The organism is Streptomyces sp. NPDC048001 (assembly GCF_043203115.1).
In the GTDB taxonomy this organism is placed as follows: Bacteria; Actinomycetota; Actinomycetes; order Streptomycetales; family Streptomycetaceae; genus Streptomyces; species Streptomyces sanyensis.
The window spans coordinates 1-22,051 of sequence record NZ_JBIDBN010000013.1; the positions used below are offsets into that span (position 1 = coordinate 1).

Below are 22,051 nucleotides of genomic sequence, written 5' to 3' on the forward strand. Positions count from 1 at the left end.
CAAGACGCTCGACTGGGATACCCCAGCCGAGCGTCTACGTGATCTACTCACCACCTGAAACCAAGTGGTGTTGCGACGACCCCTTGAACCCAAGCTCACGCGAGGGGCCTTGCCGTGCTGTGCGCCGCCAGGGACTCGAACCCCGGACCCGCTGATTAAGAGTCAGCTGCTCTAACCAACTGAGCTAGCGGCGCCCGACTCGTCCGCCGCTCGGCGGCCGACGGCATCCACCATACCGGTTCCCGGAGGGTGGTCCCGACCACGGGCGTCCCGGCCGGGGCCCGGTCCGGATCCGAGGGGACGCCCGCCCGCCGGCCGTGGGGTGGTATCACCCGTTCCGTGGCGGTACGGCCGGGTGGACGGTGTCAGATCGCCAGGGAGAGCACCACCGGTGCCGCCCTGCGGTTGAGGGTGTCCGCGGCCTGCCGCAGCCGGTGGGCGTGCTCGATCGGCAGGGACAGGGCCAGGCAGCCCACCGCGGACCCGGCGGTCAGCGGGACCGCCGCGCACACGGTGCCCACCGCGTACTCCTGGAGGTCCAGCACGGGCACGGTCGGGGGCTGTGCGTCGAGCTTGGAGAACAGCAGCCGCTCGCTGGTGATCGTCCGGGAGGTCAGCCTGGCGATCTTGTGGCGGGAGAGGTGGTCACGGCGGCCGTCGACGTCGAGCTGGGTGAGCAGGCACTTGCCGACCGCGCTGGCGTGGGCCGCCGAGCGGAAGTCGACCCATTCGTTGACCTTGGGGGTGCCCGGGCCGTCCGCGAACTGGGTGATCTTCACCTCGCCGTCGATGTACCGGCTGATGTAGACGGCCGCCCCCACCGAGTCCCGCAGCTCGGCCAGGGTGTCCTGGAGTTTGGCCGCGAGGGCCTCCTTGCGGGTCGACCCCGAACCCAGCAGGACGAGCGACTCGCCGGTCACGTACGCCCCCTCGGCCGTCTGCTCCGCGTAGCCCTCGCGGCGGAGCATGGCGAGCATCGGGGCGAGGTGGCCCGGCGGCAGTCCGGTCTCGCGCGCGATCTGGGCGTCGCTCACGCCGCCGCCGTGGCGTGAGATGGTCTCCAGGACGCGCAGGACGTAGTGCACCGAATGGAACGGCGCGGTCGGCTCGGGCTTCAGCGCCACGGTTTCCCCCTACCAGGTTGTTACCGCAACTTCCCCTCCACGATAGCGGCCAAGGACCCCTCGGCGGCGGGGTGTTGGCGCAAAAGGAGCGGCGCCCCAGCGGCCTGCGCTGGGGCGCATCTCCTTGGCATATGCCAAAGGCATACGTCTTCGGCGGGTCGGGTGGTCAGAGCACCGCGCCGAGGAACTCGCGCGTCCGTGCCTGCTCCGGATCCGAGAAGATCTTCTCCGGCGGGCCCGACTCGATGACCTTGCCGCCGTCGAACATCAGGACCTCGTCGGAGATGTCGCGGGCGAAGCCCATCTCGTGCGTCACGCACACCATGGTGATGTCCGTGGTCCGGGCGATGTCCCGCAGCAGGTCCAGGACCCCGGCGACCAGCTCGGGGTCGAGCGCGGAGGTCACCTCGTCCAGCAGCAGCACCTGCGGGCGCATCGCCAGGGCGCGGGCGATCGCCACCCGCTGCTGCTGGCCCCCGGAGAGCTGGCCGGGCTTCGCGTCCGCCTTCTCGCTCAGCCCCACCAGCTCCAGGAGCTCCCGGGCGCGTGCCTCGGCCTCCTCCTTGGAGAGCCCCAGCACCCGCACCGGCGCCTCGGTGATGTTGCGCAGCACCGTCATGTTGGGGAACAGGTTGAACTGCTGGAAGACCATGCCGATCTTCTTGCGCGCCTCGCGGCGCTCCTTCTCGGCGGCCGGGAACAGCTTCCTTCCGGCCACCGTGATGGTGCCCTCCTCCGGCGACTCCAGGGTCATCAGCAGCCGCAGGATGGTCGTCTTCCCGGAGCCGGACGGGCCGATCAGGGTCACGTGCTTGCCCGGCTTCACCGAGAAGCAGAGGTCGTCGAGGACCGTGTTGTCCCCGAACCGCTTGGTGACGTTGTCGAAGCGGATCAGCTCGCCGTTCGGCGTGCCGCCGGTCTCGGGGGCCGTGTCGGTGGCGGTGTCAGCGGGCAAGGCGGCGCTCCAGGGCTCGTACCAGCAGGGAAGCCGGATAGGCGATCAGGATGAAGGCGATGCCGATCACGGTGAGCGGCTCGGTGTACTGGAAGGTCGAGGCGCTCTCCAGCCGGGACTGCTGGAGCAGCTCCAGCACGCCGATCGCGGCCAGCAGCGGGGTGTCCTTCAGCATGGCGATGACGTAGTTGCCGAGCGCCGGGGTGATGCGCCGGACGGCCTGCGGCAGGATCACCGCCGACCAGGTCCGGTGGGCCGGCAGGCTCAGGGCCGTCGCCGCCTCCCACTGGCCCTTCGGCACGGCGTCGATACCGGCGCGGTAGACCTGCGCGGTGTACGTCGAGTAGTGCAGTCCGATCGCGATCGTGCCCGTCACCAGGGCGGAGAAGCGGATGCCCCACTCCGGCAGGACGAAGTACAGGAAGAACAGCTGCACCAGCAGCGGCGTGCTGCGGACGAACTCGGTGAAGGCGTTCACCGGCCAGCGCACCAGCCGGCTCGGGGCCCGGAAGGCCAGGGCCCAGACCAGGCCCAGGGAGAAGGAGAGCAGGGAGCCGAGCACCAGCACCTGAAGGGTGACCAGCAGCCCTTCCCAGAAGCGCGGCATGAAGTCCCAGACGGCGGACCAGTCCCACGTCACTTCGACGCACCCCCCGCCGCCTCGGTACCGCGGACCGGTTGGGCGCCGCGGCGCGCCAGCAGGCCGCCCAGCAGGCCGGGCTCCTGCTCGATGCCGATGTTCCGCTTCGACCGGCGCTCCAGCGCCTTCATCGACCGGGTCACCAGCAGGGCCAGCACGAAGTAGATCACCAGGCTGACCGTGTAGATCTGCGCGCTCTCCTGGGTCGCCAGGCGCACCAGGTAGGCGGCGAAGGAGACGTCCCCCACGCCGAGCAGCGACACCAGCGCGGTGCCCTTGAGCAGCTCGACCAGCAGATTGCAGAAGGACGGCATCATCTCGGGCACCGCCTGCGGGAGCAGGATCAGCCGCATCCGCTGCCAGGGGGTGAAGCTGAGGGCGACACCCGCCTCACGCTGGGCGGTGGCCACCGAGTTCAGTGCCCCGCGCACGATCTCCGCGCCGTAGGCGCCGTACGACAGGCCCAGCGCGAGGACCGCGGCCCACATGGGGACCAGCTGCCAGCCCATCAGCGGGGGCACCACGAAGAAGAGCCAGAACATCAGCACCAGGGCCGACGTCCCGCGGAAGACCTCGGTGTAGAAGCCCGCCAGGAAGCGCACGGACGTCGAGCGATGGGTTCGCGCCATGCCCACGGCGAAGGCGACGAACGCGGCCAGCGCGGCGCTGTAGACCAGCAGCTGCACGGTGATCCAGATACCGGGGAGCACCCAGTTCTGCCAGAGTCCGGCTGTCATTTCCGGCACAGCTCCTCGGCGGTCAGGGTGGTCATCTCGGACTCGGTGAAGCCGAAGGGCTTCAGGATCCGGAACAGCTCACCGCTCTTCTTCATCGCGAGGATCTCGTCGTTGAAGGCGTCGCGCAGCTCGGTGTCGGTGGGACGGAAGGCGAAGCCGCCCCCGTCGATCTGCTCCTTGCCGTCGACGACCGCGGCGAAGGCCTCGGTGGCCTCGGCGCGCGAGCTCCTGCGCACCACCTCGCGGGCCGTCAGGGCCGTTCCGGCGAAGACGTCGACGCGGCCGGACTCCACCGCGTTGAGCCCGGCCACCTGGTCCTGGAGGATGACGATGTCCTTCTCGGGTATCCCCGCGGCGACGGCGTAGCCGATCTCCGCGTAGCCCGTCCCGGTGGCGAACCGGGCCTTGGTCCGCACCACGTCCTCGTAGTCGTGCAGGTTCTTCGGGTTGCCCTTGCGCACGATGAACGCGTCGAGCATCTGGTACTCGGGGTCGGAGAAGATGACCTGCGCGCACCGGTCCTTGTTGATGTACATCCCGGCCGACACCACGTCGAACTGCTGGGAGTTCAGACCGGGGATGAGGGAGGCGAAGTCCGTGGCGACCGGCTGGATGGTGTCGATCCCCAGGCGCCTGAAGACGACCCGGGCCAGCTCCGGGGCCTCGCCCGTGAACTCGCCCCGGTCGTCCACGTAGCCGTACGGCACCTCCCCGGCGATCCCCAGGCGTACCGTTCCCTGGGACTTCAGCCTGGCCAGCGCGTCACCGGAGGGAACCCGGCCGCACCCCGCGGCCCCGAGCGCCCCGAGGGTGCCGACGGCCGCGGTGCCGAGGAGCACCGAGCGTCTGCTCATTGGTCGTGCGTGTCTAGTACGAGCCATGGCCGCGCGGCTACCCGGGTCCGCGTGGGGTATGCGTAGAAGATGGCCGACCGATATCTGACCGTGTCCCTTGACCGGCGCGGTGCCCGCTGCACCGCCCGGCTGCTCGACGACCGGGCCCCGGCCGCCTGCGCCGCCGTGTGGGGGGCGCTGCCGCTGAGCGGCGAGGTCTACCACGCCAAGTACGCCCGCAACGAGGTCTACGCCCTCTTCCCGCCCTTCGCCGACGCCGAGCCCCCGCTGGAGAACCCGACGGTCACCCCGATCCCCGGCGACCTGTGCTACTTCACCTTCAGCGGGGAGCAGCTCGGCACGGCCTCGCACGGCTACGGTGCCGCCCGGCCGGGGCCGGTGACGGTGGATCTGGCGCTGTTCTACGAGCGCAACAACCTGCTGCTGAACGGGGACACCGGCTGGGTGCCGGGCATCGTCTGGGGCGAGGTGGTGCAGGGGCTCGGGGAGATGGCCGCGGCCTGCCAGGACCTGTGGCGCACCGGCGCGGCGGGGGAGACGCTCTCCTTCCGCCGCGCCTGAGGCGCCGCCGGGCCCCGGGCGTCAGCGCGGCCCGCCCGGGGCGGGCGCCACCGCGGCCCCCGCCCCGTGCAGCGCGTGCGCCGCGCGCAGCACCAGCGCGTCCCGGTGGCGTGCCGCCACCAGCTGCGCGCCCACCGGGAGGCCGTCCCCGTCGGTCCCGCAGGGCACGGTGGCGGCGGGCTGCTGGGTCAGGTTGAACGGGTAGGTGAACGGCGTCCACCCCGTCCAGCGGTGGAGGCCCGAGCCCGCGGGCACCTCCGCGCCCGCCTCGAAGGCGGTGATCGGCAGGGTGGGCGTCACCAGCAGGTCGAAGCGGGTGTGGAAGCGGCCCATCCGCCGCCCGAGCGCGGCCCGCGCGTCCACCGCCGCCAGGTAGTCCAGGGCGCTGCGCCCCGCCCCCTCGGCGCAGATCTCCGCGAGGCCCGGATCCAGCAGCGCCCGCTGCCGCGGCCCCAGGTGCTGCACCACCCGGGCCGCGCCCGTGAACCACAGGGTGTGGAAGGCGTCGACGGGGTCGGCGATGTCGGGGTCGGCCTCCTCCACATAGGCGCCGAGGTCGGCGAGGGCGGCAGCCGTCCGCCGCACGGCGGCCGCCACCGCGGGCCGTACGGGCACCTGCCCGCCGAGGGTCGCGGAGTAGGCGACCCGCAGCCCCTCGACCCCCTCGGCCAGGTGACCGCGCAGCTCGCCCTCCGCCGGGGACTGGGTCCAGTCGCGCCAGTCGGGTGCGCTCATCGCGTCGAGCATCAGCGCCGCGTCGGCGGCGTCCCGCGCCATCGGGCCCACATGCGCCAGCGTCCCGAAGGGACTGGCCGGGTACAGGGGCACCCGGCCGTAGGTCGGCTTCAGCCCGAAGACCCCGCAGAACGAGGCCGGGATGCGCACGGAGCCGCCCCCGTCCGTCCCGACCGACAGCGGCCCGGCACCCAGGGCCACGGCCGCCGCACCGCCGCCGCTCGACCCGCCGCTGGTCCGCGAGGGGTCGTGGGGGTTGCGGGTGACCCCCTGGAGGGGGGAGTCGGTCACGCCCTTCCAGCCGAACTCGGGGGTCGTGGTCCGGCCCAGGAAGACCGCCCCGTGGCGGCGCAGGGCGGCGACCGAGGGGGCGTCCTCCGTCCAGGGGCCCTTCGGGTCCACGGTCCGCGAGCCGCGCAGGGTGGGCACCCCGCGCTGGAGCAGCAGGTCCTTGACGGTCACGGGTACGCCGTCCAGCAGGCCCCGCGGCTCCCCCCGCAGCCAGCGTGCCGCCGACTCCCCCGCCCGGGCGAGGGCGTCCTCGGCATCGATACGGACGAAGGCATTGACGGCCGGCTGGACGGCCTCGGCCCGTTCCAGGCACTCCCGGACGGCGTCCACGGGGGAGAAGTCCCCCCGTGCGTAGCCGGCCAGCAGCCGGTGTGCGGTCAGGTCAGTCAGGCGCGTGGTCATGCATGGGCACGTACCCACGTTCCTTGTCGACCACGTTCGGCAGGGGTTCTCCCGCGGCCCACAGCTCGAACAGGGAGACGAACTGCTCGCTCAGGCGGTCGCGCCAGCCGACCGTGTCGCCGCTCATGTGCGGGGAGACGATCAGGCCGGGGGCCTCCCAGACGGGGCTGTCCGGCGGAAGGGGCTCCTGCTCGAAGACGTCCAGCGCGGCGCCGCTGATCGTCCGGTCGCGCAGGGCGGCGACCAGGTCGGCCTCGACCACCAGGGGGCCGCGCCCGACGTTGAGGAAGCGTGCGGAGGGCTGCATCAGGGCGAAGCGCCGGGCGTCGAACATCCCCCGGGTGGCCTCGGTCAGCGGGGCGGCGCACACCACCCAGTCGGCCCGGGTCAGCAGCAGGTCGAGGTCCTGCCCGCCGTGGATGCCGGGCCGGGCGGTACGGCCGACCACGGCCGTGCGGACCCCCAGGGCGCGCAGTGCCCCGGCCACCGCGCGGCCGATCGGCCCGGCCCCGGCGACGACCGCGCGGCTGCCCTGGACCGGAAGGGTCTCGCGGTGCTGCCAGCGCCGCTCGCGCTGCCGCTCCAGGGTGGCGGGGAGGTCCTTGGCCATGGCGAGGACCAGGGCCGCCACGTACTCCGCGATGGGCTGCTCGAAGACGCCCCGGGCGTTGGTGACCACGGTGTCGGAGGCGGCGAGCTCCGGGCAGAGCAGGCGGTCCACCCCCGCGCTGGGCGTGTGCACCCAGCGCGGTCTGGACCCCTCGCCGGGCCAGGCCCGGCGGACCGCCTCGGAGGTGAAGTCCCACACCAGCAGCGCGTCCGCGCGGGGGAGTTCGCCGGCCAGGCGCGCCTCGTCGGTGAAGCGGACGTCCGCCTTCCCGGTGAGGGCGCCGAGGCGCGGAGGGGGGTCGGCCGCGAGGACCAGGAGTGAGGGTCGGGACATCGACCGGAAACCGCCTCGAAAAGTCTGGGATGTATGGATTGACCCACGCTTGCACTCGAATCTACCGTCGTCAACAAGGCGTCTGAAGGGCACGGTCATGGACGTCGCCTTCCTCGGTGGGCCCCTGCCGCAGCACGGTGTCGGCGTGGTCGCCCCCTTCGATTTCGCACTGGACCGCGAGCTGTGGCGCTGGGTCCCGGACGAGGTCTCGCTGCGCCTGACGCGCACCCCCTTCGTGCCGGCCGGTGTCTCGCTCGACCTGGCCCGGCTCGTCAGCGAGCACCACACGCTGCGCGAGGCCGTCCGGGCGCTGAGCGCCTCCCAGCCGAGCGTGGTCGCCTACGCGTGCGCCTCCGGCAGTTTTGTGGGCGGCGTCCTCGGGGAACGCGCCATGTGCGAGGTGATGAGCGCGGCCGGCGAGGTACCGTCGCTGACCACGTCCGGCGCACTGATCGAGGCCCTGCAGGAGCTGGGGGCACGCCGGATAGCCGTGCTCACGCCCTACACGGAGTCGGTGACCCGGGCGCTGGAGGACTTTCTCGCCCAGGCGGACGTGGCGGTCACGGGCCGGGCCTTCCTCGGTCTGACCCGCCACATCTGGAAGGTGCCGTACCGCGAGGTGGCGGACATGGCCCGCCGGGTGGTGTCGGCGGACGCGGACGCGCTCTTCGTCAGCTGCACCAACCTGCCCACCTACGACGTCATCCCGCAGCTGGAGGCCGAGCTGAGGATGCCGGTGGTCTCCGCCAACCAGGTCACGATGTGGTCGGCCCTGCGCGCCATCGGGGTGCGCGCGGTCGGCCCCTACCAGGCTCTGCTGATGGACGCTGCTGCGAGACCGGCCGAGCCGGAAGGACAGGAGGGCGTGACATGACCACCGTGGGGCTGCTGTACCCCGGGCATTCCGCAGAGGACGACTACCCGCGCATCGAGGCCCTGCTCACCGGGGTCAACGTGCCCGTGGTCCACACCGACATCGGCGAGGACGCCCACCGGGTGGACGCCCTGCTGCGGATGGGGGAGGAGGACCGCCTCGCCGCCGGGGTGGAGGAGCTGCGGCTGTCCGGGGCCGAGTCGGTGGTCTGGGCGTGCACCAGCGGATCCTTCGTGTACGGGTGGGCGGGCGCGCGCGAGCAGGTGCGCTCCCTGGCGCTGGCGGCGGGCCTTCCGGCGTCCAGCACCTCCTTCGCCTTCGTCCGTGCGGCCCAGGCCGTCGGGGCGGCTCGGGTGGCGGTCGCGGCCAGCTACCCGGAGGACGTGGCCGAGCTGTTCGCGCAGTTCCTCGGGGAGGCCGGGGTGGAGGTCGTGGCGACGGTGACCGGCGGGGTGGCGACCGCGGCCGAGGCGGCGCGCTGGGGGCCGGGGCAGCTGCTCGCCCTGGTGCGGGCGGCGGACCGCCCGGAGGCGGAGGCGGTCCTGGTGCCGGACACCGCGCTGCGCACGGTGGCGCTGCTGCCGGAGCTGGAGGAGGCGGTGGGCAAGCCGGTCCTCACGGCCAACCAGGTGACGGTCTGGGAGGGGCTGCGGCTGGCCGAGCGGCACGGTGTGCGCGCCGACGAGCTCGGCGCCCTCTTCGCGGGCCGGGACTGACGCCCGGTCCGGGTCGCCCGCCCCGCCCCGGTCCCGGTCCGGTCCGCCCCGGGGAATAAGCGGAGACTGCCTCCTGTTTCCTCGCGGAGTACCCGCGACACGCAACAGGAGGCTCCCCGGTGAACGCAGTGGACGAGATCCGAGGCACGGCGGCCGGCTCCGCCCCGGTACCGCTGTCCGTGCTGGACCTGGTCACCGTCGGCAGCGGACGCACGGCGGGGCAGGCGCTGCGGACCAGCGTGGAGCTCGCCCGGCTGGCCGAGCGCCGCGGCTTCCACCGCCACTGGGTCGCCGAGCACCACTCCATGCCGGGCGTCGCCTCCTCGTCCCCGGCGGTGATCCTCGCCCATCTCGCCGCGCACACCGGGCGCATCCGCCTCGGGTCGGGAGGGGTGATGCTGCCCAACCACGCCCCGCTGGTCGTCGCCGAGCAGTTCGGCACCCTGGAGGCCCTGGCGCCGGGACGGGTGGACCTGGGGCTGGGGCGCGCCCCGGGGACGGACGGGGCGACCGCCGCGGCGCTGCGCCGCACCGGTACCGCCGAAGAGGGGGCGGACGACTTCCCCCGGCACCTCGGCGAGCTGCTCCGCTTCCTCGACGACGACTTCCCCGACGGCCATCCCCACGCCCGGATCCACGCGGTGCCCGGCCCGGTGCAGAGCACCGTGCCGGGCGGGGTGCAGTCCCCGCACCGGCCGCCGGTCTGGCTGCTCGGCTCCTCCGGTTTCAGCGCCCGGCTGGCGGGGGAGCTGGGGCTGCCCTTCGCCTTCGCCCACCACTTCTCCGCGCGCCACACCGTCCCGGCCCTGGAGCTGTACCGGGACAGCTTCCGCCCCTCCGCCGTGCTGGACGCCCCCTACGCCCTGATCGGCGTCGCGGCGCTGGCGGCGGAGGACGAGCGCGAGGCCCGGCGGCAGGTCCTGACCGGTGCGCTGGCGATGCTCCGGCTGCGCACCGGGCGGCCGGGTCTCGTCCCCACCCCCGAGGAGGCGGCGGCGTACCCGTTCACGGCCGCGGAGCGCGAGTTCACCGAGGCGTGGCTCGCCGACGTCGTCCACGGCACCCCCGACGCGGTCCGCGAGGGCCTCGACGCACTGGTGGCGCGCACCGGCGCCGACGAGCTGATGCTGACGGCGAACGTCCACGGGGCCGAGGCCCGGCTGCGCAGCCACGACCTCCTCGCGGACGCGTACGGGCTGCCCGCCGGGGTCCCCGGGGACGTTGCCGCCGGGTAAAACCTGGGGGCCTCGCCGGCGGGTGGTCCAGTGGTCAACATCCGGCCCCGCCGCCGCTTAAGAGATCCTTAAGCCGCTCGTCACCCCGGTGACGAGCGGCTGATTTCTGTCAGCTCACCGCTCTGACAAGGGGTTTCGCCGCGGGAAAGGTCTAGTTCCCGGTTTGGTTCAGACCATTGACGGGGGCGTCCGCGGATCGCTATCACTGCTCCAGTCCCCCTGCTCCACCGTCCGATCCGCACCCCCCGGAGGCTGCACATGCGCTCCCGCAGACCGATGCTCGCGGCACTCACCACCGCCGCGCTCGCCGCAGGCGCCCTGGCCGGCTTCGCCGGCCTCGGCACCGCCCAGGCGTCCGACACCGCCTCCGCGGCCGCCTCCGACGGCGGGGTCAGGATCGCCTACTACGACCAGTGGAGCATCTACGGCAACGCCTTCTACCCCAAGCACCTGGACACCCGGGGTATCGCGGGCAAGCTCGACGTCATCAACTACTCGTTCGGGAACATCCACCCGACCGATCTGACGTGCTTCATGGCCAACAAGGCCGCGGGTGACGACAACAACCCCAGCGCCGGTGACGGCGCGGGCGACTCCTACGCGGACTACCAGCGCTCCTTCAGCGCCGCCGACAGCGTCGACGGCGTGGCCGACAGGTGGGACCAGCCCATCGTGGGCGTCTTCAACCAGTTCAAGGAGCTGAAGGCGAAGTACCCCCACCTGAAGATCAACATCTCGCTGGGCGGCTGGACGTACTCCAAGTACTTCCACGACGCGGCCAAGACCGACGCGAGCCGCAAGAAGCTGGTCTCCTCCTGCATCAAGCAGTACATCCAGGGCGACCTGCCGGTCGAGGGCGGCTTCGGCGGCCCGGGCACCGCCGCGGGCATCTTCGACGGCATCGACATCGACTGGGAGTACCCGGGCTCCTCCGGCGGCCACCTCGGCAACCACCACGGTCCCGAGGACAAGCAGAACTTCACGCTGCTGCTCGCCGAGTTCCGCAAGCAGCTCGACGCGTACGGCGCGGCCCACGGCGGCAAGCAGTACCTGCTGACCGCGGCCCTCCCGGCCGGCCAGGACAAGATCAGGTACCTGGAGACCGACAAGATCGGCGCGTACCTGGACTACGCGAACATCATGACGTACGACATGCACGGCGCCTGGGACGGCGACGGGCCCGCGTACCACCAGTCGCCGCTGTACTCCCCGGCCTCCGACCCGACCGACCCGATCGCGCCGGGGACCGCGAAGTACTCCGTCGACAACGCCATCGACGCCTACATCGACGGCGACGCGGCCTACGGGATCACCGGCGGCTTCCCCGCGGGCAAGCTGACCCTCGGCTACGAGTTCTACTACCGCGGCTGGAAGGGCGTGCCCGCCGCGAACAACGGCCTCGCCGGCACCGCGACCGGCGCCTCGGCGGCCCGCCCGCTGAGCCGCCAGGCCGGCATCGCGCACTACAAGGAGCTGGGCGGCATCGTCGACAACCCGGCGACCACCTTCTGGGACGACGAGGCCAAGGCCGCGTACTTCTACAAGGACGGCGAGTTCTTCACCGGCCTCGACAAGCGGGCGATCCAGGCCCGTGCCGACTACGCCCGCCAGCGGGGCCTCGGCGGCGCGATGATGTACTCCCTGCTCGGCCTGGACGAGAACACCACGCTGCTGAACGAGATCGTGGCCGCGACCGGCGGCACCACCCAGCCCCCGGTGACCACCCCGCCCACGACCACGCCGCCGACCACCACGCCGCCCACCACGACCCCGCCGACCAGCCCGCCCCCGTCCGGCGGCTGCACGGCCGAGGCGTGGGCGCAGGCCACCGCCTACAGCGGCAACGCCCAGGTCTCCCACAACGGCCGTACCTGGAAGGCCAAGTGGTGGACGCAGGGCGAGGAGCCGGGGACCACGGGTGAGTGGGGCGTCTGGCAGGACCTGGGAGCCTGCTGACCCGCCACCCCTCCGCCCCCCACAGGCCGCCGCCCCCGCTCGGTATCCAACCCGGACGGGGGCGGCCGGCGTCCTCACGGGTGCCCACCCGTCCGGGCCGGTGCCCACCCGTTCCGGCCGGTGCCCGCGCGGGTGCCGACTCGTGTCAGCCCGCGGCCGCGGTGTGCCGGGGGAGCGCGGTGAGCATCTCGTGGATCCGCTCCGGCGCCACGGCCCGCGAGTACAGCCACCCCTGGCCGGTGTCGCAGCCGATCCGGCGCAGCCGGGAGGCCTGGCCCGAGGTCTCCACGCACTCCGCGGTGACCGTCAGGCCCAGCCGGTGGGCCAGCTCCACCAGTGCCTCGACGATGGTCTCGTCGGCGGGGTTGGCATGGGCCTCGTCCTGGAAGCCGCGGACGAAGGACCCGTCGAGCTTCAGGGCGGAGACCGGCAGGCGGCTCAGATAGGCCAGGTTCGAGTAGCCGGTGCCGAAGTCGTCGATCGCGATGCGCACGCCCATGGCGCTCAGTGCCTGGAGCGCCTGGAGGGGGCGGCCGGCTGACCCCATCACGGCGGACTCGGTCAGCTCCAGCTGGAGCAGCCGGGGCGGCAGGCCGGTCTCCGCCAGGATCTCCGCGACGTCCGCCACCAGGTCCGAGTCCCAGACCTGCCGCACGGCCACGTTCACCGAGACGAACAGCGGCTCCACCTCCGGGTGGTCGAGCTGCCAGCGGCGCGCCTGGCGGCAGGCCGTGTGCAGGACCCACCGCCCGAGCTGCACGATCGAGCCGTCCTCCTCGGCGATCGCGACGAACCGATTCGGCGTCAGCGTGCCGAAACGGGGGTGGTTCCAGCGCACCAGCGCCTCCACCCCGCGGGTCACGCCGTCCGCGAGACCGACCAGCGGCTGGTACTCCAGGGTGAACTCCCCGCGCTCCACCGCGGGGCGCAGGGTGGAGGCCAGCGCCTGCCGGGTCATCCGGGTGGCGTTGCGCTCCGGGTCGAACAGGGTCCAGCGCGACCTGCCGTCCTCCTTGGCCCAGTAGAGCGTGGTGTCCGCCGCCTGCATCAGCCCCGTGGCGCTCGTCCCGGCGGCCGCGCGCTCCACGACGCCGATCGACGCCGACACGGACAGCCGCTGGCCCGCCAGGTCGAAGGGGCGCTGGAGTGCGGCGAGCACGGAGCGGGCCAGGTCGGCGAGCTGCTCGGTGCCGGTGGAGTCCTCGACCAGCAGGGCGAACTCGTCCCCGCCCAGGCGCGCCACGAGATGGCCGCCGCGTTCGGCGCAGGCGTTCAGCCGGGCCCCGACGGCCGCCAGCAGCCGGTCGCCGACCCGGTGGCCGAGGGTGTCGTTGACCGCCTTGAACCCGTCCAGGTCCAGATAGCACAGGCCGATCCGCCCGGTGGCGCCGTGGTCGTAGGGGGTCGATTCCAGGGCCGCGGTCAGCCGCTCGAAGAACAGGGCGCGGTTGGGCAGCCGGGTCACGGGGTCGTGCAGCTGGAGGTGGCGCAGCCGGGCGTGGAGCTCCCGGCGGTCGCTGATGTCGGCGACGGAGAGCAGCACGTCGCCGGTGTCGGGCACCGGGGCGACGGTGACCTCGGCCCACAGGGTCCGCCCGTCGGCGTGCTTCAGCCGCCGTGTGCAGCGGAAGCGGGAGCGGCTGCCGCGCAGCACCTCCCGGTAGGCGTGCCAGGTGCGGGCGTCGGACGCGAGGTCGACGAGGTCGGCCGCGCAGCGTCCGCGCAGTTCGCCGGGGCGGCCGCCGAGCAGGGTGGCGAGGGCGTCGTTGGCGCGGATGACCAGGCCCTCGGGGTCGACGACGGCCATGGCGAGCTGGGCCGCGTTGAAGGCGGCGCGGTAGTCGCACAGCTCGGCGAAGCTCTGGCCCGGATCGTAACCGTGGGTGATGACATGACGGCCGCCCTGCGGAACTCCGATGCCCGGGGGCTCCTGTCCTTCGGGGATACCGCTCACCGCTCACTCCCGCATGCAGCGCGTCGTCCAGGGTCGTACGCATCCGGTCGGCGGCGGGCCGGCCGGGGCGTTCGGTGCAGAAATCCCGGTGGATGTCGGGGAAAGTGTGCCGATCATAGAGGCTGCCGAGCGGGCCGTTCCAGCGTCGCCCAGGGGGGCGAAGGCGCCACGTGATCATGGTCGATCGTTTCTGCGCGGGTCATGACCGGGGTCGGATGCGGTCCGACCGAATGTGACGTTGCGTGAGTCGTCGGAGTGTCGCGGCGATCCGACGGCCCCTCCGGCGCCCGGGCGCACCGCTCACCCGTGTGGTGCACTGGAACAGGCCAAGTCCGTACGAACCGGCACAGGGTGGGTGAGGCATCCCGCAATCCCGAGCCGGAGGTCCACGTGGAGGGTCAGCAGCCGCCCCGGGGAACACCCGGGAGAGTGGAACGGGTGCGCCCCCGCAGCGCCGCCGCGGCTCTCACCTCCCTGATGGCGTTCACGGCGACCTCCCTCGTGGCGGGCCCGGCGGTGGCCGCGACGCCCGCCGGACCCTGCGCCCTGCCCCGCACCGCCGCCCACCACTCGCTCGGGCTGGACACCTGGAACGCCGCCTACCCCAGGCCCGCCTCCTCGCTGGAGGCGGTCATGGTCTTCCTCTCCTTCCCCGACTCCGCGCCCCTGACCACCCCCGCCGACCTGGTGGCGGACCACTTCCCGGCCACCGCCGACTTCTTCCACCGCGCCTCCTACGGGGCCTTCGAACTGCGCACCAGCGCGCTCACCGAATGGATCCCGATGCCCCGGGCCTCGGTGTTCTACGACATACGGCGCGACTGGGCCCCGGACCGGCGCAGCGCCTATCTGAAGGACGCCCTCGCGGCCGTCGACCCGGCCGTCGACTTCTCCCGCTACGACGTCGTCTACCTGGTCGCCGACCCCGACGCCCCCGGCGTCGACTCCGACGCCACCAAGGTCGTCAACTTCGACCGCCCCCTCACCGTCGACGGCACCGAGATCCGGCGGGTGGTCACCGTCTTCGAGCGGCACCCCCCGGACCGCAACGTCCTCGCCCACGAGACCGGCCACGTCTTCGACCTGCCCGACCTCTACCACCGGCCCGTGGACGGCAACGGGGACTGGGACACCCATGTGGGCGACTGGGACGTCATGGGCAGCCAGTTCGGACTCGCCCCCGACCTCTTCGGCTGGCACAAGTGGAAGCTCGGCTGGCTCGGCCCCGCGGAGGTGCGCTGCGTCAACGGCGGCGGCGCGGCCCGCGTGGCGGCCGGGCCGCCGGGCCGCCGGGGGAGGATCGTCACCCTGGAGCCGCTCGCCGCCGCGCCCGTGCCCGGCGGCAGCGTCGGAGGGCGGCTCGCGGTGGTCCGCACCGGTCCGGACAGCGTGCTCGCCGTCGAGGCGCGCGCCGCGGTCGGCAACGACGCGGACACCTGCACCGAGGGCGTGCTGCTCTACCGGGTGCGCGGCGACGAGGCGTCCGGCGGGGGGCCCGTCGAGGTGATCGACACCCACCCCGAGACCGAGGCGTGCACGGACCGGTCGGTCTACCCGCCGCTCGCGGACGCGCCCCTGCGGGAGGGGGAGACCTTCACCACCCGCGACCCGGACGGCGGGCGCACCCGCGTGGAGGTGATGGACCGCACCGCCACGGGGGCCTGGACGATCAGGATCACGACCGATTGACCGGCCGGAGCCCTGCGGGAACGCCGGAAGGCCCCCCGCTCTCGCGAAGGGCCTTCCGGTGTCTGTGCGCCGCCAGGGACTCGAACCCCGGACCCGCTGATTAAGAGTCAGCTGCTCTAACCAACTGAGCTAGCGGCGCCTGCTGACGTCGTAGACCTTAGCACCCGGATCGGCGGGAGGAGAAATCGATACCCGCACGTCGTGCCGGGCGTCCGCGCGGGCCGCGCGGACGCACGCCCACAGCAGGACCTCGGGGCCGGGGAGCCACGGGGTGCGGGTGTCCGGCGCGACCAGCCAGCGGGGCGCCCCCGGGGTCTCGGCGGGCGCCGGCGGCGGCACCGTCACCGCGTCGCCCGGGCCGTGGCAGATCAGGGGCGGCACGCTCCGCCCCCAGGTGCCGCCCGACCGCGTCGGGGGCTCGCCGGTCCAGCGCAGCAGGGCCCGCAGCCGCTGGGCGGTGCCGGGAGCGGCGAAGAGCATCGTCCGGCCCCGGTGCAGGGCCACCGGCCCCGACCCCGGCCCCTCCTCCCACAGGCGGTCGAGCATCCGCCGCCCGAAGGTGCCGGGGGCGTTCACCACGTCGAACACCGTGCCGCAGGGGAGGACCGCCGGTGCCGAGGGGCGGCTCTCCCAGAACGCCAGCACCGTGCGGGGGAACGCCTCGGCGGAGGCGAGCCAGGCCGCGCCCGGGGGAGTGACCTCGGCGGCCGCACCGGCGTCGGCCCCGTGCGGCGGGGCGACGGTACCGGTGGCGCAGGTTCCGGTCCCCGTGCCGGCGGTGGCGGTGCCCGGGTCTCGCAGCCATGTCGTCATGTCCACCAGATGTACCCCGGGTAACCGGAGGATTCCGGAGAGTTCCCGGAAAAGGGGGCGCGGCCCCCCGGAAAGGGGTACAGTGCCGCGCCACGTGTGGCTGGCATATGCGGGAGCGCGGCCCGCGGGCCGCTCAGCCCGGCTGGGCGAGCAGCTCCCGGCCGAACTCGATCATCTTCCGGGCGTAGTCCTCGGTCCAGCCCGCCCGCGCACCGATGTCGCCCGGCGTCAACCGGTCGAACCGGCGCGGGTCGGCGAGCTGGGCCGCGGCCATCGCCTGGTACTCCACCGCCCGGTCCGAGGCCGCGCGGAAGGCCAGCGTCAGCTCGGTGGAGCGGGCCAGCAGCTCGTGCGGGTCCTCCATGGACTCCAGGTCGAAGAAGTGCTCCGGATCGGCGGCCGCCTCCGACGGCTCGAAGAGCAGCGGGGCCGGCCGCAGCCTGCGCTCGGTCGTCCGCTCCGGTTCCGCCATGTCCGTACTCCTCCTCGTCCCCGGCCCGGAGGCCCGGACCGTCCTCCATTGTCCCGCGCCGTGCAAGGGTGCCTCAGGGCCGCCAGGACACCCGGTGCTCCGCCAGGTGCGCCAGGACCGCGTGGTTGGCCTCCCAGCCGTCCGGGAACTTGAGGGAGACCCCCAGCTGCACCGGCTCCGTCGACGGGTGCTCGTCGAGGAGCCCGGACACCCCCGCCCGGCACACCACGACGCAGGCATGCCGGTGCCGGGAGGCCAGCACGCACAAGCGGCCCGTCTCCAGGTGGAACGCCGTCGCGTCCGGCCGCCCGGAGAGCGGGTGGAGCACCACCGTCACGTCGTACTCGCGGCCCTGGAGGCGGTTGGCCGTGTCCACCGTGACACCGGCGGCCCCCAGACCCGCCAGCGCCGCGCGCACCGCCGCCGCCTGGTCCCGGTGGGCCGTGCCCACCGCGATCCGGTCGGCCGTCAGCGGCACCGGGTCCCCGGAGCGCTCCGACACGGTGGACCCGCCCCGGTCCAGCAGCCGCCGCACCACCATGGCGACCGCCGCGACCGCCTCGGGGTCGGTGCGCGGCGTGAGCCGCGCCGGCAGTTCCAGCAGCCCCCACCCCGACCGCGCCGCCTCGTCCAGCACCCGGTCGGGCCCCGATGAGTCGGAGGGCACCCCGAAGGCCAGCCGCCGCTCGCCCGGCCCCGTGCCGCTGCGGAAGGGCGTGTAGGGGTAGAAGGCCTCGGACACCAGCGGCGCCGCCGAGGCGGGCAGCCGCCAGGACACGGGCAGCCGGTGCTGCGGCAGCTCGGGGTTGTGCGCGAGCAGCGTGGAGACCGCACTGGCCGAGGGGTCGTACGCCAGCCCCGCCCACTGGTCCGCCCCGACGACGGAGAACGGGTCCAGCTGGCCCGGGTCGCCGACGAACAGCGCCCGGTCGAACAGGCCCGCCACGGCCAGCAGCGCATCCGAGCGCATCTGGTACGCCTCGTCGACGATCGCGTGCCCCCACGGCTCGACCCCCTGCACATGCGCCCACTTGGCCGCGGTCGACACGACCACGTCCACCCCGGCCAGGTCGCCCGCCCTGGCCGAGGTGCGGACGTTGTCCAGGGCGTCCAGCGCCCGGTCGTAGGGATCGGAGTCGTTGGAGTGCAGCCGGCCCAAAGGCAGCGCCGGCTCCTTCTCCGCGAGCCGCAGCACCAGGTCGTCCACCTGCGCGTTGGTCTGCGCCACCACCATCAGCGGCCGCCCGGCCGCGGCCAGTTCGAGCGCGGCGCGCACGACCAGGGTCGACTTGCCCGCGCCGGGCGGAGAGTCCACGACCACCCCGCGCGCCCGGCCGCCGAGGGTGTCGTCGAGGATCTCCGCGGTGGCCCGGGCCGCCGCCGCGGCCGGGTCGAAGGGCTCCGCCGCCCCGGCACGGCGGGACACGGCGTACTCGGCGGTCACAGCAGGTCCTCCGGGGTCACGGCATCGGGGCTCTCGGGGTCGGTCCGCGGCGGTCCGCCGTGGGTCCACGGCGTCTCCTCGGGGTCGGGGAGCTTCGGCCCGCCGCGCTGGTCGTGCGCGAACAGCGTCCAGGAGATCCGGTCCCCCTTCTCCGGTACGCTCCCCGCCGCGGGCTCCCGGCCCCGGCCCATCCGGTCCAGCACGCGCAGCACCAGCGTCCCGTCCTCCTCGACGCCGGCCACCTCGGCGGTCTGCGGCCTGCCGTCCAGCGAGCGGTAGGCCCTGGTCCGCTCCTCCAGGTGGGGCCGGTCGTCGGTGCGCAGCCGGACCAGCGGCCGGGGGCTCGGGCGCTTCGACTCCGACCAGGCCATCTCCACATCCAGCACCTCGCCGGCGAACGCCTCGCCCGACAGCCTGAACCCGGCCATCACCAGCGGGTCGTCCAGCGCCTCCTGGGCGTCGAGCCGGGCCTGCGCCGTCTCCCGCGCGGCCAGCTTCCGCGCGGCGGTGACCGCGTCGTCGTGCCGCGGCTGCGGGGGCTCGCCCGCCCGCACCCGGTCCCGGTGGGTGGTGAAGGACCAGCGGTCCCGCGTCCAGCGGTCGGCCACCCGGGAGCCCTCGGGCAGCGCCCGCAGCAGCTCCAGCGCCCGCCACACCGCTCTCCAGGTGGGCAGCAGCTGCCCGGCCACCAGCCGGCGCACCTCCCGTTCGGCGCGGTGCAGTTCACCGAGGAGGTCGTCGGCGCTGGCCCCGTCCTCCGCGGCCTGAAGCATCCGGCGGGCCCGGTCGAAACGCTCCATCGCGGGCGCGAGGAGACGGTTGTCGAAGGCCGGATCGGTCGCCGGACCGGCCGGAGGGCACAGCAGCTGCCCCTCCTCGTCCCGGGCGGTCCCGGCCCGCAGCGCGGCCTCGGCGCCCGGAACGCCGCCGGCCGGGTCGATCCAGGCCAGCAGGGCACCGAGGTGCTGGTCCTCCAGCGAGGACTGGCCGGTCGCCCAGTGCCGGTTCAGCAGGTCGGTCGCGGCCGCCAGCAGCGAGGAGCCGGGGACCCGGGCACGCTCCCCGTAGTGGGTGAACCAGCGGCCCAGCAGCGGGACCCGGGGCGGGGCCGGGTAGGGGTTCTCCGGGTCCTCGTCGGCCGTGCGGCGGAAGCGCATCGAGCGCCCCAGCAGCCTCAGGTACTCGACACCGGCCCGGCTCGGCACGATCACCTGCGGGGCGTCCGCGCACAGCTCGGCCTCGACCTTCACACGCTTCCCGGACTCCGGGTCCGTCTCGGAGCGCTCGGCGGGTTCGACCCGCTCCGCGTAGCGCTCCAGGTGCGGCAGGAACACCTCGGCCAGCTCGGCGAGGAACTGCGCCCGCAGGTCGCGGTCGCGGGGCTGGGCCACCACCAGCAGCACCGGCTCCCCGGGATCGGTGCCGACCAGGGCCCCCAGCGGCGCGCCCGCCTCGCCCGCGGTGGTCAGCGGGACGAACACCAGCGGCCGGTCGGACAGATGGCGGTGGCGCACCGTGGCCGTCGGCTGCGCCCGGCCCGACTCGACCGCCTCCAACCGGGCGAGGGTGGAGATCAGCGACATGCCGCCCCCTCCGCCTCCCGGGCCCCCCGCGCGGCGGGGACCCCGGCCGGGGCCAGGGCCTCGGAGCGCAGCGCGGCCGCGCGGCGCAGCGCGGCGACCGCCGGGTCGTCCGGCTCGCCGGCCTCGCCGCGGGCGGCGGCCAGCACCTCCCCGACGGTGCTCAGCCCGCCCAGCTCGCCGCGCACCGAGCGCCCCAGCGCCTCCACCGCCCCGGCCAGCCGGGCCCGGTCGCGGCAGTGGAACGCCAGCTCGCAGGCGGCCAGGCACTCGGGGGCGTAGGCGTGCGGAACCTGCTCCACGGCCTCGCACAGCTGCTCCGCGGAGCGGCCGTCGAGGTCGAAGGTCAGGCCCTCGGGCAGCGCCGCGGCGATGTCCTCGACGCGGGTGAGCCGGGCCAGCTGCCGCCGGGTGACGGACAGCTGCTTGCGCACGTCCACGGCGGAGGCGGTGGGCAGGTTGGTGAAGTCCTTCGGGCACACCAGCAGCACGCGGTGGGCGACCGAGGCCCCCGGCACCGCCCCGGCGACCCGCTCCAGGGCCAGTACGTAGACCGCCGCCTGCCGGGCGGCGGCCCCCACCTTGGCGGCGTCCGCCGAGGCGTCGATCATCGGGAAGGACTTGATCTCCACCACCGTCCACCGGCCGTCGGGGTGCACCACCACGGCGTCGGGCTCCAGGTAGGCGGGGGAGCCCGCCACCTCGAGCGCCAGCATCGGGTGGTCGAGCAGGCTGACGGCCCCCGCCCCGGTGGCCTCCCGCAGCGCCAGCGCCGTACGGGCCGCGCGGCCCTCCGGGCCCGAGGCGCCGAGTTCCGGGAGGCGGACCTCGCCCGCCTCCTGAAGCCCCAGCAGGCGCAGCAGCTCCCGGCCGCCGTCGGCCTTGACCCGGGCCTCGAAGGCGTTCCCCCGCATGAACGCGAACTGCGACTGGCCGTAGCCGGAGGGAGAGCCGAGCGCAGCGGCGAGCGCCGACTTGTCCACCCCCGCGCCGTCGAGCAGGGCACGGCGGCGGCAGCCGGGGTTGGCGGCGAGTGCCGCGAGCGCCCGGGCGTCCAGGGGGTGCGGCTGCGCGGACGGCCCGCGCAGCTCGGCGAGCCGCTGCCTGAGTGCTGTCGTCGGCGCCTTCGGGGGAGGTGCGCTCTCCGGGGATTCGCTCACCCGCGGAAGTCTCGCATCCGCCACCGACATCGCGGGCGGGAACGGCGCCGGGAGCCGTCGGCGACGGGGCCCGCGGCGGGCCCGCCCGCGCATGCCGCCGGCCCGGACGGGGCCGCCGCGGGCGTCCCCCGAGCCGCCTGGGGGTGAGGTGCGGGATGATGGAACGGAACGCGCCCGTGAACCACGGGGCCGGCACCGGCCCCGGCCGGGCGGCCGTTCACGGGGTGCGCGCGGCCGCGCACCCGGCACATCGGACGTCTCACCAGGAGAGCCCCTCATGGCACCGCGGATACTGCTCGCCCGGCACGGCCAGACCGAGTGGTCGCTGAGCGGCAGGCACACCGGCCGTACGGACATCCCGCTGCTGGAGGAGGGGCGGCGCGGCGCGAAGCTGCTGGGGGAGCGGCTGCACCGCGCGCCCTGGTCGGGCCTGGAGGGAGTCGAGGTGCGCACCAGCCCGCTGGTGCGTGCCAGCGAGACCTGCGCCCTCGCCGGGTTCGGGGAGCGGGCGCAGCCCTGGGACGCGCTGATGGAGGTCGACTACGGCGCCTACGAGGGGCTCACGCCGGCGGAGATCCACGCCGAGCGGCCGGGCTGGGTGCTGTGGAAGGACGGCGTTCCCGGCGGGGAGACGCTGGCCGGGGTCTCGGCGCGCGCGGACGAGGTCGTGGGGTGGGCGCGCTCGGCCGAACGCGATGTGCTGGTCTTCGCCCACGGCCACATCCTGCGGTCCATCTGCGCCCGCTGGCTGGGCGAGGACGTCTCCTTCGGCTCGCGGATGCGCCTCGACCCCACCAGCCTGTCGGTGCTGTCCTGGGCCTACGGCGAGCCCGCGGTCGAGCGCTGGAACGACACCGCCCACCTGGAACTCTGACCGGACCGCCCCGCCGCCCCGGATGCGCGCCGGCGACCGGGA

The 22,051-nt window shown here is 74.1% G+C and carries 20 protein-coding genes and 2 tRNA genes; 7 read left to right on the forward strand and 15 right to left on the reverse strand.

What is annotated here, in order from left to right; translation table 11 throughout:
• Window positions 1–120 precede the first annotated feature (120 nt).
• The 6 genes from ACGF15_RS23425 to ehuB all read right to left on the reverse strand — a co-directional run bounded on the left by ACGF15_RS23425 (window position 121) and on the right by ehuB (window position 4,310).
• Window positions 121–194: transfer RNA gene (locus ACGF15_RS23425), tRNA-Lys, on the reverse strand.
• A 171-nt stretch (window positions 195–365) separates the two neighbouring features.
• Window positions 366–1,124 (reverse strand): IclR family transcriptional regulator C-terminal domain-containing protein, encoded by a 759-nt coding sequence (locus tag ACGF15_RS23430; protein WP_345611060.1) that lies wholly within the window; start codon window positions 1,122–1,124, stop codon window positions 366–368.
• A gap of 166 nt (window positions 1,125–1,290) precedes the next feature.
• A complete protein-coding gene (locus tag ACGF15_RS23435; RefSeq protein WP_345611058.1) occupies window positions 1,291–2,079 on the reverse strand; it encodes an amino acid ABC transporter ATP-binding protein in 789 nt (262 codons plus the stop codon).
• Window positions 2,069–2,719 carry an ectoine/hydroxyectoine ABC transporter permease subunit EhuD gene (gene ehuD, locus ACGF15_RS23440; RefSeq protein WP_345611054.1) on the reverse strand — a complete coding sequence of 217 codons (651 nt, stop codon included), beginning with the start codon at window positions 2,717–2,719 and terminating at the stop codon, window positions 2,069–2,071. Before ehuD ends, ACGF15_RS23435 begins: the two co-directional genes overlap by 11 nt.
• On the reverse strand, window positions 2,716–3,456 hold the full coding sequence (ehuC, locus tag ACGF15_RS23445; protein ID WP_392801656.1) for an ectoine/hydroxyectoine ABC transporter permease subunit EhuC: 741 nt from the start codon (window positions 3,454–3,456) through the stop codon (window positions 2,716–2,718). Before ehuC ends, ehuD begins: the two co-directional genes overlap by 4 nt.
• Window positions 3,453–4,310 carry an ectoine/hydroxyectoine ABC transporter substrate-binding protein EhuB gene (gene ehuB / locus ACGF15_RS23450; protein WP_345611049.1) on the reverse strand — a complete coding sequence of 286 codons (858 nt, stop codon included), beginning with the start codon at window positions 4,308–4,310 and terminating at the stop codon, window positions 3,453–3,455. The genes ehuC and ehuB overlap by 4 nt, the downstream gene beginning before the upstream one ends.
• 69 nt (window positions 4,311–4,379) lie before the next feature.
• Between ehuB and ACGF15_RS23455 the strand changes: the two genes are divergently transcribed.
• Window positions 4,380–4,871 carry a DUF3830 family protein gene (locus ACGF15_RS23455; protein ID WP_345611046.1) on the forward strand — a complete coding sequence of 164 codons (492 nt, stop codon included), beginning with the start codon at window positions 4,380–4,382 and terminating at the stop codon, window positions 4,869–4,871.
• A gap of 21 nt (window positions 4,872–4,892) precedes the next feature.
• Here ACGF15_RS23455 and ACGF15_RS23460 read toward each other — a convergent pair whose 3' ends face one another.
• On the reverse strand, window positions 4,893–6,299 hold the full coding sequence (locus ACGF15_RS23460) for an amidase (protein ID WP_392801660.1): 1,407 nt from the start codon (window positions 6,297–6,299) through the stop codon (window positions 4,893–4,895).
• A complete protein-coding gene (locus tag ACGF15_RS23465; protein ID WP_392801663.1) occupies window positions 6,280–7,242 on the reverse strand; it encodes a D-2-hydroxyacid dehydrogenase in 963 nt (320 codons plus the stop codon). The genes ACGF15_RS23460 and ACGF15_RS23465 overlap by 20 nt, the downstream gene beginning before the upstream one ends.
• A gap of 97 nt (window positions 7,243–7,339) precedes the next feature.
• On the opposite strand from ACGF15_RS23465, the gene ACGF15_RS23470 reads away from it, so the two are divergent.
• From ACGF15_RS23470 to ACGF15_RS23485, 4 genes are all read left to right on the forward strand, one after another.
• The gene (locus tag ACGF15_RS23470) at window positions 7,340–8,116 is read left to right on the forward strand and encodes an aspartate/glutamate racemase family protein (RefSeq protein WP_345611040.1); all 777 of its coding nucleotides are present in this window, start codon (window positions 7,340–7,342) and stop codon (window positions 8,114–8,116) included.
• Window positions 8,113–8,832: a decarboxylase gene (locus tag ACGF15_RS23475; RefSeq protein ID WP_345611038.1), complete on the forward strand. Its 720-nt coding sequence runs from the start codon at window positions 8,113–8,115 to the stop codon at window positions 8,830–8,832. Before ACGF15_RS23470 ends, ACGF15_RS23475 begins: the two co-directional genes overlap by 4 nt.
• 119 nt (window positions 8,833–8,951) lie before the next feature.
• Window positions 8,952–10,067: an LLM class flavin-dependent oxidoreductase gene (locus ACGF15_RS23480; RefSeq protein ID WP_362607032.1), complete on the forward strand. Its 1,116-nt coding sequence runs from the start codon at window positions 8,952–8,954 to the stop codon at window positions 10,065–10,067.
• A 258-nt stretch (window positions 10,068–10,325) separates the two neighbouring features.
• Window positions 10,326–12,023, forward strand: coding sequence for a glycosyl hydrolase family 18 protein (locus tag ACGF15_RS23485; RefSeq protein ID WP_392801667.1), 1,698 nt, complete (start codon window positions 10,326–10,328; stop codon window positions 12,021–12,023).
• Between the two features lie 145 nt (window positions 12,024–12,168).
• Here ACGF15_RS23485 and ACGF15_RS23490 read toward each other — a convergent pair whose 3' ends face one another.
• On the reverse strand, window positions 12,169–13,977 hold the full coding sequence (locus ACGF15_RS23490) for a putative bifunctional diguanylate cyclase/phosphodiesterase (RefSeq protein WP_392801670.1): 1,809 nt from the start codon (window positions 13,975–13,977) through the stop codon (window positions 12,169–12,171).
• A 390-nt stretch (window positions 13,978–14,367) separates the two neighbouring features.
• On the opposite strand from ACGF15_RS23490, the gene ACGF15_RS23495 reads away from it, so the two are divergent.
• Window positions 14,368–15,666 (forward strand): M6 family metalloprotease domain-containing protein, encoded by a 1,299-nt coding sequence (locus ACGF15_RS23495; protein WP_345611032.1) that lies wholly within the window; start codon window positions 14,368–14,370, stop codon window positions 15,664–15,666.
• A 65-nt stretch (window positions 15,667–15,731) separates the two neighbouring features.
• On the opposite strand, the gene ACGF15_RS23500 is transcribed toward ACGF15_RS23495, so the two are convergent.
• From ACGF15_RS23500 to ACGF15_RS23525, 6 genes are all read right to left on the reverse strand, one after another.
• Window positions 15,732–15,805 (reverse strand) — tRNA-Lys (locus ACGF15_RS23500).
• On the reverse strand, window positions 15,796–16,479 hold the full coding sequence (locus ACGF15_RS23505; protein ID WP_345611030.1) for a bifunctional DNA primase/polymerase: 684 nt from the start codon (window positions 16,477–16,479) through the stop codon (window positions 15,796–15,798). Before ACGF15_RS23505 ends, ACGF15_RS23500 begins: the two co-directional genes overlap by 10 nt.
• A gap of 133 nt (window positions 16,480–16,612) precedes the next feature.
• Window positions 16,613–16,951 carry a hypothetical protein gene (locus tag ACGF15_RS23510; protein WP_345611027.1) on the reverse strand — a complete coding sequence of 113 codons (339 nt, stop codon included), beginning with the start codon at window positions 16,949–16,951 and terminating at the stop codon, window positions 16,613–16,615.
• A gap of 73 nt (window positions 16,952–17,024) precedes the next feature.
• The gene (locus ACGF15_RS23515) at window positions 17,025–18,395 is read right to left on the reverse strand and encodes an AAA domain-containing protein (protein ID WP_345611024.1); all 1,371 of its coding nucleotides are present in this window, start codon (window positions 18,393–18,395) and stop codon (window positions 17,025–17,027) included.
• Window positions 18,392–19,978, reverse strand: a complete 1,587-nt coding sequence (locus ACGF15_RS23520; protein ID WP_392801675.1) for a hypothetical protein — start codon at window positions 19,976–19,978, stop codon at window positions 18,392–18,394. The genes ACGF15_RS23515 and ACGF15_RS23520 overlap by 4 nt, the downstream gene beginning before the upstream one ends.
• Window positions 19,969–21,135 carry a hypothetical protein gene (locus ACGF15_RS23525; protein ID WP_345611022.1) on the reverse strand — a complete coding sequence of 389 codons (1,167 nt, stop codon included), beginning with the start codon at window positions 21,133–21,135 and terminating at the stop codon, window positions 19,969–19,971. The genes ACGF15_RS23520 and ACGF15_RS23525 overlap by 10 nt, the downstream gene beginning before the upstream one ends.
• 277 nt (window positions 21,136–21,412) lie before the next feature.
• On the opposite strand from ACGF15_RS23525, the gene ACGF15_RS23530 reads away from it, so the two are divergent.
• On the forward strand, window positions 21,413–22,009 hold the full coding sequence (locus ACGF15_RS23530) for a histidine phosphatase family protein (protein ID WP_345611020.1): 597 nt from the start codon (window positions 21,413–21,415) through the stop codon (window positions 22,007–22,009).
• Window positions 22,010–22,051: the final 42 nt, after the last annotated feature.